This is a genomic window from Burkholderia pseudomultivorans (assembly GCF_902499075.1).
GTDB lineage: Bacteria > Pseudomonadota > Gammaproteobacteria > Burkholderiales > Burkholderiaceae > Burkholderia > Burkholderia pseudomultivorans.
Genome location: NZ_CABVPP010000017.1, coordinates 48,466 through 64,290, shown reverse-complemented (window position 1 = coordinate 64,290; position 15,825 = coordinate 48,466). Strand labels below are relative to the sequence as shown.

16 protein-coding genes are annotated in these 15,825 nt (G+C 66.3%); 12 read left to right on the top strand and 4 right to left on the bottom strand.

Annotation, left to right across the window (positions count from 1 at the left end):
- Positions 1-10 precede the first annotated feature (10 nt).
- From BST28156_RS14240 to nadC, 4 genes are all read left to right on the top strand, one after another.
- Complete coding sequence (locus BST28156_RS14240; protein WP_244131359.1) at positions 11-1,432, top strand: mechanosensitive ion channel family protein; 1,422 nt, start codon at positions 11-13, stop codon at positions 1,430-1,432.
- Between the two features lie 211 nt (positions 1,433-1,643).
- Entirely contained in the window at positions 1,644-2,837 is a 1,194-nt protein-coding gene (locus BST28156_RS14235; protein ID WP_040128002.1) for a DesA family fatty acid desaturase, read from the top strand.
- Positions 2,838-3,037: 200 nt separating this feature from the next.
- A complete protein-coding gene (gene nadA / locus BST28156_RS14230; protein ID WP_009687723.1) occupies positions 3,038-4,174 on the top strand; it encodes a quinolinate synthase NadA in 1,137 nt (378 codons plus the stop codon).
- Positions 4,171-5,052 (top strand): carboxylating nicotinate-nucleotide diphosphorylase, encoded by an 882-nt coding sequence (nadC, locus tag BST28156_RS14225; RefSeq protein ID WP_174902512.1) that lies wholly within the window; start codon positions 4,171-4,173, stop codon positions 5,050-5,052. The genes nadA and nadC overlap by 4 nt, the downstream gene beginning before the upstream one ends.
- 104 nt (positions 5,053-5,156) lie before the next feature.
- Here nadC and nadB read toward each other — a convergent pair whose 3' ends face one another.
- The 4 genes from nadB to radC form a co-directional block, all read right to left on the bottom strand.
- The gene (gene nadB, locus BST28156_RS14220; protein WP_060245143.1) at positions 5,157-6,743 is read right to left on the bottom strand and encodes an L-aspartate oxidase; all 1,587 of its coding nucleotides are present in this window, start codon (positions 6,741-6,743) and stop codon (positions 5,157-5,159) included.
- A gap of 174 nt (positions 6,744-6,917) precedes the next feature.
- Entirely contained in the window at positions 6,918-7,085 is a 168-nt protein-coding gene (gene rpmG, locus BST28156_RS14215) for a 50S ribosomal protein L33 (RefSeq protein ID WP_006478046.1), read from the bottom strand.
- Positions 7,086-7,102: 17 nt separating this feature from the next.
- On the bottom strand, positions 7,103-7,336 hold the full coding sequence (gene rpmB / locus BST28156_RS14210; RefSeq protein WP_004186391.1) for a 50S ribosomal protein L28: 234 nt from the start codon (positions 7,334-7,336) through the stop codon (positions 7,103-7,105).
- A gap of 238 nt (positions 7,337-7,574) precedes the next feature.
- Positions 7,575-8,372, bottom strand: a complete 798-nt coding sequence (gene radC, locus BST28156_RS14205; protein ID WP_174902511.1) for a RadC family protein — start codon at positions 8,370-8,372, stop codon at positions 7,575-7,577.
- A 135-nt stretch (positions 8,373-8,507) separates the two neighbouring features.
- Between radC and BST28156_RS14200 the strand changes: the two genes are divergently transcribed.
- From BST28156_RS14200 to BST28156_RS14165, 8 genes are all read left to right on the top strand, one after another.
- A complete protein-coding gene (locus tag BST28156_RS14200) occupies positions 8,508-8,963 on the top strand; it encodes an FKBP-type peptidyl-prolyl cis-trans isomerase (RefSeq protein WP_009688995.1) in 456 nt (151 codons plus the stop codon).
- 2 nt (positions 8,964-8,965) lie between these two features.
- On the top strand, positions 8,966-9,946 hold the full coding sequence (gene ispH, locus BST28156_RS14195; protein ID WP_009688994.1) for a 4-hydroxy-3-methylbut-2-enyl diphosphate reductase: 981 nt from the start codon (positions 8,966-8,968) through the stop codon (positions 9,944-9,946).
- Between the two features lie 226 nt (positions 9,947-10,172).
- Positions 10,173-11,003 (top strand): branched-chain amino acid ABC transporter, encoded by an 831-nt coding sequence (locus BST28156_RS14190; RefSeq protein WP_254596376.1) that lies wholly within the window; start codon positions 10,173-10,175, stop codon positions 11,001-11,003.
- A 211-nt stretch (positions 11,004-11,214) separates the two neighbouring features.
- On the top strand, positions 11,215-12,165 hold the full coding sequence (locus BST28156_RS14185; RefSeq protein ID WP_009688992.1) for a branched-chain amino acid ABC transporter permease: 951 nt from the start codon (positions 11,215-11,217) through the stop codon (positions 12,163-12,165).
- A 19-nt stretch (positions 12,166-12,184) separates the two neighbouring features.
- Positions 12,185-13,354 (top strand): ABC transporter permease subunit, encoded by a 1,170-nt coding sequence (locus tag BST28156_RS14180; RefSeq protein ID WP_060245140.1) that lies wholly within the window; start codon positions 12,185-12,187, stop codon positions 13,352-13,354.
- Between the two features lie 23 nt (positions 13,355-13,377).
- Positions 13,378-14,154, top strand: coding sequence for an ABC transporter ATP-binding protein (locus tag BST28156_RS14175; protein WP_009688990.1), 777 nt, complete (start codon positions 13,378-13,380; stop codon positions 14,152-14,154).
- Entirely contained in the window at positions 14,154-14,870 is a 717-nt protein-coding gene (locus BST28156_RS14170; RefSeq protein ID WP_040127994.1) for an ABC transporter ATP-binding protein, read from the top strand. The genes BST28156_RS14175 and BST28156_RS14170 overlap by 1 nt, the downstream gene beginning before the upstream one ends.
- Positions 14,871-15,108: 238 nt before the next feature.
- Entirely contained in the window at positions 15,109-15,786 is a 678-nt protein-coding gene (locus BST28156_RS14165) for a DUF2278 family protein (protein ID WP_174902510.1), read from the top strand.
- Positions 15,787-15,825 lie beyond the last annotated feature (39 nt).

The window sequence follows — 15,825 nt, the reverse complement described above, 5'->3', positions numbered from 1 at the left end:
GGCACGGATGATGGAGAACCGACTGCTGTCGCACCGGCTCGCGTCGGTGATCCGCGACTTCAACCAGCCGGTGATGATCTGGCAGGCGGCGATCCTGGTCGGCGCGCTGTGTTTCGCGTGGGTCGCGGCGCGCTTCGTGCATGGCCGCATCGACGCGCGCCGGCGCGCTGCCGGCCGCATGCCCGGCGCGGGCGCGCAAAGCCTGAAGCGCGCGCTGTTCCCGCTGTTCGGCGGCCTCGTCGTGCTGGCCGCGCAGCTCGCGTTCGAGCCGTTCATGTCGACGTCGCTGCTGTCGCTCGCACTCGTGCCGCTGTTCGGCATCGGGCTGATCTACGTGCTGTTCTTCTTCGCGCGGCGCGTGTTCGCGCGCGACGGCCACACGCATGCGTGGCTGTCGATCGTCGAGAAGATCGTGTCGGTGATCGTGTGGGCCGCGATGGTGCTGACCGTGCTCGGCATCCAGCGCGACGTGCTCGACTGGCTCGACAGCGTGCAGTTCCGCGTCGCCAACGCGCACCTGACGCTGCTGTCGCTGATCTCCGGCGCGCTGTGGGTGTGCGTGACGCTGATGGTCGCGATGTGGCTCGGCTCGGTGTTCGAGGAGCGGCTTGCGCGCGCGAGCACGCTCGACGCGAACCTGAAGGTCGTGCTGTCGCGGGTCGGCCGCGCGCTGCTCGCGTTCGCGGCGATCCTGATCGGGCTGTCGCTGGTCGGCATCGACGTGACGGTGCTCGGCGTGTTCGGCGGCGCGGTGGGCGTCGGCCTCGGCTTCGGGCTGCAGAAGATCGCGAGCAACTACGTGTCGGGCTTCATCATCCTGCTCGACCGGTCGCTGCGGCTCGGCGATGCGATCAGCGTCGGCGGCCTGCAGGGCGTCGTCACGCAGATCCGCACGCGCTATACGGTCGTGCGCGGCCTCGACGGCAACGAGACGCTGATTCCGAACGAGAAGCTGATCACCGACGTCGTGCAGAACCAGTCGTCGTACCTGACGCGCGGCTATGCGAAGCTCGCGGTGCAGGTCGCGTACACGAACGACGTCGAGCAGGCGCTCGCGCTGCTCGCCGAGGCGGCGAAGGACGTGCCGCGCGTGCTCGCCGAGCCGGCGCCGACGCCGTATCTGGTCGGCTTCGGCGCGGACGGCATCGACCTCGAGCTCGGCTTCTGGATCGAGGATGCGGCAAAAGGCACGGGAGGCGTGCGTTCGGCCGTGAACCGGAACATCTGGCGGCTGTTCGTCGAGCACGGGATCTCGATTCCGTTCCCGCAGCGCGAGGTGCGTGTGATCGGGCTGCCGGACGGGTTCGCGGGCGCCGGTGCGGGCGCAGGCGAACCGGACCCGGGGCCGGGCTCCGGCCGTCCGGCGATCGCGGCGAGCGCCGCCGGCGCGCCGCCCGACGGCGCGGCGAACGGGCAATCTCCGGCGGTTTAGGCGGCCGGCGCGCGGGCGAGCCGGCCAGAACCGGAGCGCCGCGCCTTCCCGGTCCGTCCGTGGACTGTCCGCGTTGCGTCATGACAAGAAAATATTCATTTTTTACAAAGACTTGGAACGGTTGAAGTAAAATTTCGGTCTATCCGCGGTATGCTTTCATCTTTCTGACGCCGGCCTGTCGCCGGCGCCGCACTCACCACAGGTAACTGCCTTGTTGAATTCCCTGCTCGATTTTCTTTCCCACGGGCTCCTGCGTTTTTCGTGGTGGCAGGTCGTGCTGTTCGCGCTTGCCGTCACGCACGTCACGATCATCGGCGTGACGGTCTATCTGCACCGCTGCCAGGCGCACCGCGCGCTGGAGCTGCATCCGATCGCCAGCCATTTCTTCCGTGCGTGGCTGTGGATGACCACGGGCATGCTGACCGGCCAGTGGGCCGCGATCCATCGCAAGCACCACGCGAAGTGCGAAACCGAAGAGGATCCGCACAGCCCGCAGACGCGCGGCATCTGGAAGGTGTTCCTCGAAGGCGCCGAGCTCTATCGCGCGGAAGCGAAGAACGAGGAGACGATGCGCAAGTTCAGCCACGGCACGCCGAACGACTGGATCGAGCGCAATCTCTACTCGAAGTACCCGATCCTCGGCGTGAGCCTGATGATGGTGATCGACGTCGCGCTGTTCGGCGTGCTCGGCCTCACCGTGTGGGCCGTGCAGATGGTCTGGATCCCGTTCTGGGCCGCGGGCGTCGTCAACGGTTTCGGCCACTTCTGGGGCTACCGCAACTTCAACTCGGCCGACGCGAGCACGAACCTGTTCCCGTGGGGCATCGTGATCGGCGGCGAAGAGCTGCACAACAACCACCACACGTTCGCGACGTCGGCGAAGCTGTCGAACAAGTGGTACGAATTCGACATCGGCTGGATGTACATCCGCATCATGTCGGCGTTCGGTCTCGCGAAGGTCAAGAAGGTCGCACCGACGCCGCGCCTGAACAAGCCGAAGACGGTGCTCGACCAGGAAACGCTGCAGGCCGTGCTGTCGAACCGCTACGAGGTGATGGCGCGCTACGGCAAGGCCGTGAAGCGTGCATACCGTCAGGAGCTCGCGCACCTGAAGGAAATCGGCGGCGAGAAGTACCAGCTGATGCGCGGCGCGCGCAAGTGGTTCCACAAGGATGCCGACGGCCTCGACGAGCCGCAGAAGAAGCTGCTGCCGGAAATCTTCGCGAACAGCCAGAAGCTGCATACGTACTTCCAGCTGCGCCAGGATCTCGCCGCGATCTGGGACCGCTCGACCGCCTCGCGCGAACAGCTGCTCGCGCAATTGCAGGATTGGTGTCATCGCGCGGAACAAAGCGGCATCAAGGCGCTGCAGGAATTTGCGATGCGCCTGCGCCGCTACGCCTGATTCGAAATCGATTAGAATCTGAGGACGTCACAAACCCCGCGCTGGCGGGGTTTTTTCTTTTCGGCCGCCGGTTTTTGCGGGCGGCCGGCGACGCTGGTAGGTGTGGGGCCGGGCATGCGCCGCGCGTGCGTGCCGGCCGGTGCGAAGCATGGGATCGCGGGCTGCGCCGACGCGCGCTGCGGTCGACAGGAGACTTGGAGATGCAATCGACGATCAAATCCGTCGAGTACGACCGACCGGTCGCGGCAGGGGCCGTGTGCGGAGTCGGGCAGGCCTGGGCGAAGGTGCCGGAAACGCCGTCCGCCGAGGAGCGCGCTGCACTGAAGGCGCGCATCAAGGCATTGCTCGTGCGCGAAAAGGCCGTGCTGGTCGCACACTATTACGTGGATGCCGAACTGCAGGAATTGGCTGACGAAACCGGCGGATGCGTCGCCGATTCGCTCGAGATGGCGCGCTTCGGCCGCGATCACGACGCGCAGACGCTCGTCGTCGCGGGCGTGCGCTTCATGGGCGAGACCGCGAAGATCCTGAGCCCGAACAAGCGCATCCTGATGCCCGATCTCGATGCGACCTGCTCGCTCGATCTCGGCTGCCCGGTCGACGAATTCTCCGCGTTCTGCGATGCGCATCCCGATCGCACCGTCGTCGTCTACGCGAACACCAGCGCGGCCGTGAAGGCGCGCGCGGACTGGATGGTCACGTCGTCGATCGGCCTCGAGATCGTCGCGGACCTGCACGCGCGTGGCGAGAAGATCATCTGGGCGCCGGATCGCCATCTCGGCAGCTATATTCAGAAGAAAACCGGCGCGGACATGCTGATGTGGCAGGGCTCGTGCCTCGTTCATGACGAATTCAAGGGCATCGAGCTCGACCTGCTGCGCGCCGAGTATCCGGACGCGAAGGTGCTCGTCCATCCCGAATCGCCGGAGAACGTCGTCGCGCAGGCCGACGTCGTCGGTTCGACGACGCAGCTGATCGATGCGGCGGTCAGGTTCGACGCGACGCGCTTCATCGTCGCGACCGATCTCGGCATCCTGCACAAGATGCAGCTCGCGGCGCCCGGCAAGACCTTCATCGCCGCGCCGACGGCCGGCAACAGCGCGACCTGCAAGAGCTGCGCGCATTGCCCGTGGATGGCGATGAACGGCCTCGCGAACCTCGCCGACGTGCTCGAACGCGGCCACAACGAGATCTTTGTCGAGCCGGCGATCGGCGAGCGCGCACGCGTGCCGATCGACCGGATGCTCGCCTTCGCGGCCGCGCACAAGAAGCGCGTGCAGGCGAGCGGCGACCTGCAGCGCGACCAGCAGCTGTTCGCGAACGTGGGGGCGGCATGACGAGCGCCGTTTCTCCGCTTTACGACATCGTGCGCGCGCAATACGGCGCGGCATTCGAGGACGCGATCGCGCGCAACGTCGCCGATGCGATCGCCGAAGACGTCGGCACCGGCGACCAGACCGGCCGGCTCGTGCCGGACGGCGAACGCCGCCGTGCACGCATCATCGTGCGCGAGGAAGCCGTGCTGTGCGGCGTGCCGTGGTTCGAGGCCGTGACGGGCCGGATCGACCCGGCGATTGCCGTGCAGTGGCGCTACCGCGAAGGCGACCGGATGTCGGCCGATTCGACCGTCTGCGAACTCGAAGGGCCCGCGCGCGCGCTGCTGACCGCCGAGCGCAACGGGCTGAACTTCCTGCAACTGCTGTCGGGCGTCGCGACCGCGACGCGCCGCTACGTCGACCGCGTCGAAGGCACGCGCGCGAAGATCCTCGATACGCGCAAGACGCTGCCGGGCTTGCGGCTCGCGCAGAAGTACGCGGTGCGCGTCGGCGGCGGCGAGAACCAGCGTCTCGCGCTGTACGACGGCATCCTGATCAAGGAGAACCACATCGCGGCGGCGGGCGGCGTCGGCGAGGCGCTCGATGCCGCGTTCGCGCTGAACGCGGGCGTGCCGGTGCAGGTCGAGGTCGAGACGCTCGCGCAGCTCGACACGGCGCTCGCGCACGGCGCGCAGTCGGTGCTGATCGACAACTTCACGCTCGACATGATGCGCGAAGCGGTGCGCGTGGCGGCGGGCAAGGCGTTGCTCGAAGTGTCGGGCGGCGTCAATCTCGACACGGTGCGCGCATTCGCGGAGACGGGCGTCGATCGCATCTCGATCGGCGCGTTGACGAAGGACGTGCGCGCGACCGACTATTCGATGCGCATCGTCGACTGAGCGCCGGTGCGCGGGATGCGCGCCGACGAAACGACAAAGCCGCTGGCATGCAACTGCCAGCGGCTTTTTTCATCGTGCGGCCGTGAACGGCGCGCGTGCGCCGCTCAGCGCCGCGCGCGCGGCTGCAGCACACTCGGCAGCGCCTTGGGCAGCGTGTTCGGCCAGTCGCGGCTGTAGTGCAGCCCGCGGCTTTCGCGGCGCGAGTGCGCGCTCTTCACGATCAGCGTTGCGACGTCGACCAGGTTGCGTAGTTCGAGCAGGTCGCGCGTCACGCGGAAGTTCGCGTAGTACTCGTGGATCTCGTCGCGCAGCAGCGACAGCCGGTGCTTCGCGCGTTCGAGGCGCTTGTCGGTGCGCACGATGCCGACGTAGTTCCACATCAGGCGGCGCAGTTCGTCCCAGTTGTGCGCGACGACGACTTCCTCGTCCGCGTCCGACACGCGGCTTTCGTCCCATGCGGGCAGCGCGCCGGTCGCTTGCGCGTCGAAGCCGGCCGCCTCGATCGCCTCGGCCGCCGCACGGCCGATCACCAGGCATTCGAGCAGCGAGTTGCTGGCGAGCCGGTTCGCGCCGTGCAGCCCGGTGTACGAGGTCTCGCCGACCGCATACAGTCCCGCGAGATCGGTGCGCCCGGCCAGGTCGGTCACGACGCCGCCGCACGTGTAGTGCGCGGCCGGCACGACGGGGATCGGGTCCTTTGCGATGTCGATGCCGAATTCGAGGCAGCGTGCGTGGATCATCGGGAAGTGCTCGCGCAGGAACGCTTCCGGCTGGTGGCTGATGTCGAGGTACACGCAGTCGATCCCGCGCTTCTTGATCTCGAAGTCGATCGCGCGCGCGACGATGTCGCGCGGCGCCAGCTCCGCGCGCGGATCGTGCGCGGGCATGAAGCGCGTGCCGTCGGGCAGCTTCAGCAGGCCGCCTTCGCCGCGCACGGCTTCCGAGATCAGGAACGATTTCGCATACGGATGGAACAGGCAGGTCGGGTGGAACTGGATGAATTCCATGTTCGCGACGCGGCAGCCCGCGCGCCATGCCATCGCGATGCCGTCGCCGGTCGCGGTGTCGGGATTCGTCGTGTACAGGTAGACCTTGCCGGCGCCACCGGTCGCGAGCACCGTATGCGGCGCCTCGATCGTGATCGTGCGGTCGTGTTCGACGTCGAGCGCATAGAGCCCGTGACAGCGGCGGCCGGCGAGGCCGAGCCGTTCCGACGTGATCAGGTCGATCGCGTGATGGTTTTCGAAGAACGTGATGTTCGGATGACGGCGCGCACGCTCGGACAGCGTCGCGAGCACCGCATGACCGGTCGCGTCGGCCGCGTGAATGATGCGGCGGTGGCTGTGGCCGCCTTCGCGCGTCAGGTGGAAGCCGAGTTCGGCCGCGTCGTCCTTCGTGAACGGCACGCCCTGCGAGATCAGCCATTCGATCGCTTCGCGGCCGTGCTCGACGATGTAGCGCGTCGCGCCTTCGTCGCATAGGCCGCCGCCGGCGACCAGCGTGTCGTCGACATGGTTCTCGATGCTGTCGGCCGAATCGAGGACGGCGGCGATGCCACCCTGCGCGTTATCGCTCGCGCCCTCCATCATCGAACGTTTCGCGATCAGCGCGACACGTCGCGTGCTGGCCAGGTTGAGTGCGACCGACAGCCCTGCCAGGCCGCTGCCGACGATCGCCACGTCGAATTTCATGCTGCATCTCCATCGTTACGCTTTTGATCTTGTGCGTTCCCTGCGGCCGGCGCTCGGGCGGCCGGCGCGCGGGAAGGGGAGAGCATACCGCGTCGGGCGCCAGCGTGCGCGCAAAACAAAAAGCCCCGCATTCGCGGGGCTTTTCGTTGTCGTCAGGCTGGCAGAAACCGGAGATTACTTGATCTTGGTTTCTTTGTATTCCACATGCTTGCGGACGACGGGATCGAACTTCTTGATCGCCATCTTTTCCGGCATGTTGCGCTTGTTCTTCGTGGTCGTATAGAAGTGACCCGTGCCAGCGGTCGACTCAAGCTTGATCTTGTCGCGTGCGCCTTTTGCCATGATTGTGCTCCTGAGGCTTAGGCTTCGCCGCGTGCGCGCAGGTCAGCGAGCACGGAATCGATGCCGTTCTTGTCGATCAGGCGCAGGCCGGCGTTCGAAACGCGCAGGCGCACCCAACGGTTTTCGCTTTCAACCCAGAACCGGCGGTTTTGCAGGTTCGGCAGAAAACGACGCTTGGTCTTGTTGTTCGCGTGGGAAACGTTGTTGCCGCTCATCGGCGCTTTCCCAGTTACTTGGCATACGCGTGCCATGAGAGCACTCCTAATACGCTAAATTCGGGGTTCGATCGCCGGTGAAGGTTCCATCGTACCGCCACGTGATCCATGGCCGCACTCAGAACGCCCAAGCCCTTGCAGACAAGGCCCTTCGATGGCTAGAACTGGTTGGAAAAAAGACAGACGGCGATTCTAGCAGAAAAAGATCAGGAAAATCAAACCTAATTTCGCTTCACCGTTGCGGCGGCCGCTGGACGGGCCGCCGCGCCACAGTCTACAGCCAACCGGCGCGCGCGAACGAGAAAGTGTCGCCGACGCCCACGACCACGTGATCGAGCAGGCGCGTGTCGACCAGCGCGAGTGCGTCGCGCAGCACGCGGGTCAGGCGGCGATCCTCGGCGCTCGGCCGCACCGCGCCCGACGGATGATTGTGCGCGACGATCGCCGCGGCGGCGTTCAGCGTCAGCGCGCGGCGCGCGATCTCGCGCGGGTAGACGGCCATGCGTGTCAGCGAGCCGCGCGCGCTTTCCTCCACGTCGATCAGGCAGTGGCGCGCGTCGAGATAGAGCGTGACGAACACTTCGTGCGTGCGCGCGCCGATCATCAGCCGCAGGTAGTCCTCCACCGCGCCCGGCGAATCGATCGGCTGCCGCGCAGTGGCCTTTTCGGCGAGCGCGCGGCGCGCGAGCTCGGTCACCGCGCTGAGCAGCGCGGCGCGCGCCGGGCCGATGCCCGGGTACGCGGCGAAATCGTCCGCCGTCGCGTCGAGCATCCCGCGCAGCGTGCCGAACCGCTTGAGCAGCTTCGCGGCGCTGTCGAACACGTTGTGGCCGCGCACGCCCGAGCCGAGCAGCAGCGCGACCAGCTCCTCGTCGGTCAGCGCGGCCGGCCCGCGTTCCAGCAGCCGCTCGCGCGGCAGGTCGGACTGCCAGCCCCGCGGCCGGCCGCGACGCGGCTTCGCCGGGCGCGCGCGGCGGGGTGGATCGGGCGGCGGCGTAACCGCTCGGATCGGCGGCCGGCCGGCGGCGTCGCGGCACTCGGCGAGGGGGAAAACAAGGCAGGGTGTCGGCATCGTCGAAACTCCATTGGCGGCGGCCTGCTGCGCGACGTCGTCGCACTTTCAGCCTTGCGCGCTCAGGTGACTTACAATATTGGCTTTGCGCTGGGCCTTGCGGCCGTTTTCGGGCGCCGACTGAACGAGTAATTCATGAGCCTCATCGATCTATCCGAAGTGAAGCCCGGTTCCCATGTCACGCTGCATTACCGGCTTGCACTGGCCGACGGCGCGGACATCGTCAACACCTTCTCCGACAAGCCCGCCACGCTGCTGCTCGGCGCCGGGCAACTGGCGCCCTCGCTGGAACAGATTCTGCTCGGGCTCAAGGTCGGCGACCACTCGACTTTTCAGCTAACGCCCGAACAGGGGTTCGGTCCCCGAAATCCCGACATGCTGCAGCGCGTGACGCTGTCGACGCTGCGCGAGAACGGGATGGTCGGCGACGATTTCACGCCGGGCGAACTGATCGAGTTCAATGCGCCGGACGGCGGACGGTATGCAGGGGTGCTGAAGGAAGTCGGCGAAACCTCCGCGCTGTTCGATTTCAATCATCCGCTCGCGGGCCAGTCGCTCACGTTCGAAGTGAAAATCATCGGAATCCTGTAATCATGAGCACCACCGATACGCTGTCCGGACAGACCGTCGCAGCCGACGCCGAAATCCTGCTCGCGCAGCCGCGCGGCTTTTGCGCGGGGGTCGACCGTGCGATTGAGATCGTCGAGCGCGCGATCGCGATGCATGGCGCGCCGATCTACGTCCGTCACGAGATCGTCCACAACAAGTACGTGGTCGAGGATCTGAAGAAGAAGGGCGCGATCTTTGTCGAGGAACTCGAGGAAGTGCCGGCCGGCAATACCGTGATCTTCAGCGCACACGGCGTGTCGAAGTCCGTGCGCGACGAAGCCGGCGTGCGCGGGCTGCGCATCTACGATGCGACGTGCCCGCTCGTCACGAAGGTGCACGTCGAAGTCGCGAAGATGCGCCAGGACGGCGTCGACATCGTGATGATCGGCCACAAGGGCCATCCGGAAGTCGAAGGCACGATGGGGCAGGTCGAGCGCGGCATGCATCTGGTCGAGAGCGTCGAGGACGTGCAGAAGCTCGAACTCGCCGATCCCGAGCGCATCGCGCTCGTCACGCAAACGACGCTGTCGGTCGACGACGCGGCCGAGATCATCGCGGCGCTGAAGGCGAAGTACCCGAAGATCCGCGAGCCGAAGAAACAGGACATCTGCTATGCGACGCAGAATCGCCAGGACGCGGTGAAGTTCATGGCGCCGCAGTGCGACGTCGTGATCGTCGTCGGCAGCCCGAACAGCTCGAATTCGAGCCGGCTGCGCGAAGTGGCCGAGAAGCGCGGTGTGGACGCGTACATGGTCGACGCGCCCGAGCAGATCGATCCGGCATGGGTCGCCGGCAAGCGCCGCATCGGCGTGACGGCCGGCGCGTCGGCGCCCGAGGTGCTCGCGCAGGCCGTGATCGCGCGGCTGCGCGAACTCGGCGTGCGCAACGTGCGTGCGCTCGACGGGATCGAGGAAAACGTCTCGTTTCCGCTGCCGCGCGGGTTGAACCTGCCGCCCGCCGCCTGATTGCCGCATCGCACCCGGTGAACACCGAAGCGCGCCTCACGGCGCGCTTTTTTTTCGTGCATTGAAAGCGCAATCGCAACCATTGTTCACAATCATGGTGCAACCGGGTTGCTCCACTGATTCCGGCCTGTCTCTCAAAATTGGTTGCAATGCAGGAAAACCCCATCAAATCAGGAATATTGGCGTTCTATAAATGGAGTTACAATGCGCCCGTTTTGAGGCCGGAATGGCTTTGAAAACGGGTTTTGGCAAGGCGCGGGAGACCTATTCGATGCATGTGAAGTCGGCTTACGCCGTGTCCGTCGCCGTACCGGTTGCAATGCCTGCCGGTTGCAGCAAAAAGAGCGACGACGGGGCGGGCAACGAGGCTGCGGCATTCGCGGCACCGCCGGCCGGCGACGTGCGCGTCGCCAGAACCGGTCGGGCGGCGTCGTTCGGGCGCCGCATCGCGCAATCGGGCAAGGACAAGGGAAACGGGGCACGTTTGGCGATCGAGGACATGCACACAGCCGGCCGTACGCGACCCGTCGTGCGGCGCGCGGCGGGTCGCGCAGGCCAGGCGGCCGGTCGGGCCGCAGCGGGCGCGCGAACTGCCTTCGAAGGCGCCAGCGCCTCTGGCGCGACAGCGAACGGCCGACGCATCCCGGCCCCCCATCATTTCGATTCGACGAAGCAGTTGCTCGCGACGGCCGATCCCGTCGCCGCGGGCCGGCTGATTCGTGCGATGAATTCCGACGCAGTCCTGACGAATGTCGGGTGCGGCTTTCGCGTTGCCCTGGCGGGCGGCGCGGCGGCGGCGGGCGGCCCGCTTGCGAAGCAGGCGACGGCGTCCGGCATCGGAATGCAAATCCTTGGCGGCAGCAGCGTGCATGCCGGCAAGGTGGTCGAGCCCGCGAACGACGCGGCGCGGAACCTGATCTGTCCGGAAGCGGGGTTCGCCCCGGCCCGGACGGAAAAAGGCTCGGACTCCGGGAACCTGGAGGACGGCCGTTTCGGCATGCTGCCCAACGACTTCAAGGAGGCCAAGCACACCGTCCTCGATGTCGTGACGATTTAGCGACGGGACTCACGGCGGCACCGGAACAGTGCGGTGCCGTTTTTGTATCCGCTCCGGCGGCAGGTCCGGCCGTACAGGCCGGGCTGCGCGCGCCGGGACGATTCACCCTTACCGGTATCGACTAGTACCCGCAGTGTCGTCGAGAAGGCGCGATTCCTCGCTTACCCGCGGGGCGCAACGTCCTCCGGCGGCACGGGCCAAGGAGCTTTAAATGGATATTTTCGTCCAGCAGATCCTCAACGGGCTGGTGCTCGGCAGTGTGTACGCCATCATCGCGTTGGGCTACACGATGGTGTACGGCATTCTCGGCATCATCAACTTCGCGCACGGCGACGTGCTGATGATCGGCGCGATGGTCGCGCTGTCCGCGATCACCGTGCTGCAGAACCATTTCCCCGCACTCGGCAACGTCGCGACGCTGACGATCGGCCTCGGCATCGCCGCGATCGTCTGTGCGTTCGTCGGCTTCACGATCGAGCGCGTCGCGTACCGGCCGCTGCGCCGCGCACCGCGCCTCGCGCCGCTGATCACCGCGATCGGCGTGTCGATCCTGCTGCAGACGGCCGCGATGATCATCTGGTCGCGCAACCCGCTGCCGTTCCCGCAACTGCTGCCGACCGACCCGATCAACGTGATCAAGGCGACCGACACGACGCCCGGCGCCGTGATCTCGGTCACTGAAATCGTGATCATCGCCGTCGCGTTCATCGTGATGGGCGGCCTGCTGCTGCTCGTGCACAAGACCAAGCTCGGCCGCGCGATGCGCGCGATCGCGGAAAGCCCGAACACCGCGAGCCTGATGGGCGTGAACCCGAACTTCGTGATCTCGGCAACCTTCATGATCGGTTCCGCGCTCGCCGCGCTGGCCGGCGTGATGATCGCGTCCGAATACGGCAACGTGCACTTCTACATGGGCTTCATCCCCGGCATGAAGGCGTTCACCGCGGCCGTGCTCGGCGGGATCGGCAACCTCGGCGGCGCAATGGTCGGCGGCGTGCTGCTCGGCCTGATCGAGCAGTTGGGCGCCGGCTACATCGGCAACCTCACGGGCGGCGTATTCGGCAGCAACTACCAGGACGTGTTCGCCTTCATCGTGCTGATCATCGTGCTGGTGTTCCGTCCGTCGGGCCTGCTCGGCGAACGTGTCGCGGATCGCGCGTAACGGAAGGGGAGCAAACAACATGACATCCATTCAACCGATCGAATCGTCGACGTCGCTCGTCGAAGAACGCAACACCACGAAGACCGTCGTCATCGGCATCCTGACCGCGGCATTCGTGATCGCCGCGCCGATCATCATCGGCTCGGCCGGCGGCAACTACTGGGTCCGCGTGCTCGACTTCGCGATGCTGTACGTGATGCTCGCGCTCGGCCTGAACGTCGTGGTCGGCTTCGCCGGCCTGCTCGACCTGGGCTACATCGCGTTCTACGCGGTGGGCGCCTACACGGCGGCGCTGCTGAGTTCGCCGCACCTGAGCTCGCAGTTCGAGTGGATCGCGGCGCTCGCGCCGAACGGGCTGCATGTGCCGTTCCTGATCATCGTGCCGATCGCGATGGCGCTCGCGGCGACCTTCGGGATCCTGCTCGGCGCGCCGACGCTGCGCCTGCGCGGCGACTACCTGGCGATCGTCACGCTCGGCTTCGGTGAAATCGTCCGCATCTTCATGAACAACCTCGACCGTCCGGTGAACATCACCAACGGCCCGAAGGGGATCACGGGCATCGATCCGGTGCACATCGGCGGCTTCAGCCTCGCGCAGACGCACACGATCTTCGGCTTCCAGCTGCCGTCGGTCTACCTGTACTACTACCTGTTCGTGCTGTGCGCGCTGCTGGTGATCTGGGTCTGTACGCGCCTGCAGCACTCGCGTATCGGCCGTGCCTGGGCCGCGATCCGCGAGGACGAGATCGCCGCGAAGGCGATGGGCATCAACACCCGTAACGTGAAGCTGCTCGCGTTCGCGATGGGCGCGTCGTTCGGCGGTCTGTCGGGCGCGATGTTCGGTGCGTTCCAGGGCTTCGTGTCGCCCGAGTCGTTCACGTTCTGGGAATCGATCGTCGTGCTCGCCTGCGTGGTGCTCGGCGGCATGGGCCACATCCCGGGCGTGATCCTCGGCGCGGTGCTGCTGGCGATCTTCCCGGAATTCCTGCGCTCGACGATGAGCCCGCTGCAGCACGCGCTGTTCGGTCACGACGTCGTCGATACCGAAGTGATCCGTCAGGCGCTGTACGGCCTCGCGATGGTGGTGATCATGCTGTACCGCTCGGAAGGCCTGTGGCCGGCGCCGAAGCATGAGGACCGGATCGCGAAACTGGCGAAGCGCAACAGCAAGAAGCCGGTGCGCGCTTAACCGACGGACAAGGGGATATACACATGAGCGACAAGCAAATCCGACTGTCCGTGCAGGGCGTGAACAAGCGCTTCGGCGGGCTGCAGGCGCTGTCCGACGTCGGCCTGCAGATCAAGGAAGGCGAGATCTACGGGCTGATCGGCCCGAACGGCGCGGGCAAGACCACGTTCTTCAACGTGATCACGGGCCTCTACACGCCCGACTCCGGCGACTTCAAGCTGGACGGCCAGAACTACACGCCGACCGCGGTGCACCAGGTCGCGAAGGCCGGCATCGCACGCACGTTCCAGAACATCCGGTTGTTCGGCGGGATGACGGCGCTGGAAAACGTGATGGTGGGCCGCCACGTGCGCACCAAGCACGGGCTGCTCGGCGCGGTGTTCCAGACGCCGGCCGAACGCCAGGAAGAGCGCGAGATCAAGGAGCGCGCAATCGAGCTGCTCGAATACGTCGGCGTGCTGCAGTACGCGGACTACACCGCGCGCAACCTGTCGTACGGCCACCAGCGCCGGCTGGAGATCGCGCGCGCGCTCGCGACCGACCCGAAGCTGCTCGCGCTCGACGAGCCGGCGGCCGGGATGAACGCGACCGAGAAGGTGGAACTCACGCGCCTGCTCGACAAGATCCGTTCGGACGGCCGCACGATCCTGCTGATCGAGCACGACGTGAAGCTCGTGATGGGGCTGTGCAACCGGATGACGGTGCTCGATTACGGCAAGGTGATCGCCGAGGGTCTGCCGCAGGACGTGCAGAAGAATCCGAAGGTGATTGAGGCATATCTCGGCGCAGGGGTGCACTGATGGCAGCGGCAATGTTGAAAATCAAGGGCTTGCAGGTCAACTACGGCGGCATCCAGGCCGTCAAGGGCGTTGACATGGAAGTCCGTCAGGGCGAGCTCGTGACGCTGATCGGCGCGAACGGCGCCGGCAAGACCACGACGATGAAGGCGATCACCGGCCTGAAGCCGTATTCGGCCGGCGACATCGAATACGACGGCAAGTCGATCAAGGGCGTGCCGCCGCACGAGCTGCTCAAGCGCGGCCTCGCGATGGTGCCGGAAGGCCGCGGGATCTTCGCGCGCATGTCGATCGTCGAGAACATGCAGATGGGCGCGTACCTGCGCAACGACAACGACCAGATCAAGAAGGACGTCGACCGGATGTTCGGCTTCTTCCCGCGTCTGAAGGAGCGGGCGTCGCAGCTCGCGGGCACGCTGTCGGGCGGCGAGCAGCAGATGCTGGCGATGGCGCGCGCGATCCTGAGCAAGCCGAAGCTGCTGCTGCTCGACGAGCCGTCGATGGGGCTGTCGCCGATCATGGTCGAGAAGATCTTCGAAGTGGTGCGCGAGATCTCGAAGGAGGGCATCACGGTGCTGCTCGTCGAGCAGAACGCGCGCCTCGCGCTGCAGGCCGCCGACCGCGGCTACGTGATGGATTCGGGCACGGTCACGATGGAAGGCGACGCGAAGCAGATGCTCGACGATCCGAAGGTACGGGCCGCGTATCTCGGTGAATGAGCGGACTCGCATGGCGCGGCGGCAAGGCCGCGCCATGCGAGGCTTTCGAAAGGCTGTCACGCGATGCCGTGACGGCCTTTTTTTCATTCCGGGCGCCCGGCATCGAACTGTGCGCGCGTTTCCGACTCCATTCGACGATCGTGCCGCGCATGCGGCACGGCAAACGGCGCGCGGCTGTCGGCAAGCCGACATGCGCAGCGCGCAGCATGGTCAGCCCCTCGGCGCTTGGAGAGCACGCATGAGTCTGGATTACGGTTTCGTGAAGGCGAAGGTGAAGTCGGTGGCGCCACTGAAGGGTTCGCCGCACGGCGGCGAGATCCAGTATCACATCCACCTGACGCTGACGCTGGCGCTGCCGGCGGGCGACTGGGACGTCGCGATCAACGTCGGCACCAACGATGCGGACGACCTGCTGAACTACAAGCTCGTCTACGATTTCCACCACCCGGTTACGCAGACGCTCGCGGCGGCGCCCGAAGGCTATACGGACCTCACCGGGCAGGCCGCGCTGCCGGCGCTCGACTACCTGCGCAGCGACATCCTGAACGAAACGGGCACATGGCGCGCGAGCGCGGTGATGGACGGCACCGAGCATGCGGAGCCGATTCCGTCGCTGCTGCGGCTCGTGAGTGCCGCGCAGTCGCAAGGGCTCGACGTCGTCGTGTTCGGCCGTACGTATTCGGAAGGCAACGGCATTCACGACACGCACATGAACCAGGGCTCGACGGGCCAGAACTACCTGCACCGCGCGGGCGACGACCGTAACGACCACAACGACGTATGGCAGGACGGCGCGCTGATCGTGCGCGTCAGCGACACGCAGTGGGCCGCCTACTTCGCCGCGTTCGAACAGCAGGCCGTGCCGACCGATGCGCTCGGCAATCCGCTGCCGGGCGCGGGGCCGATCACGCGCTGACGCGCATGAAAAAGGCCGCCTGCCCTGCATGGGCAGGCG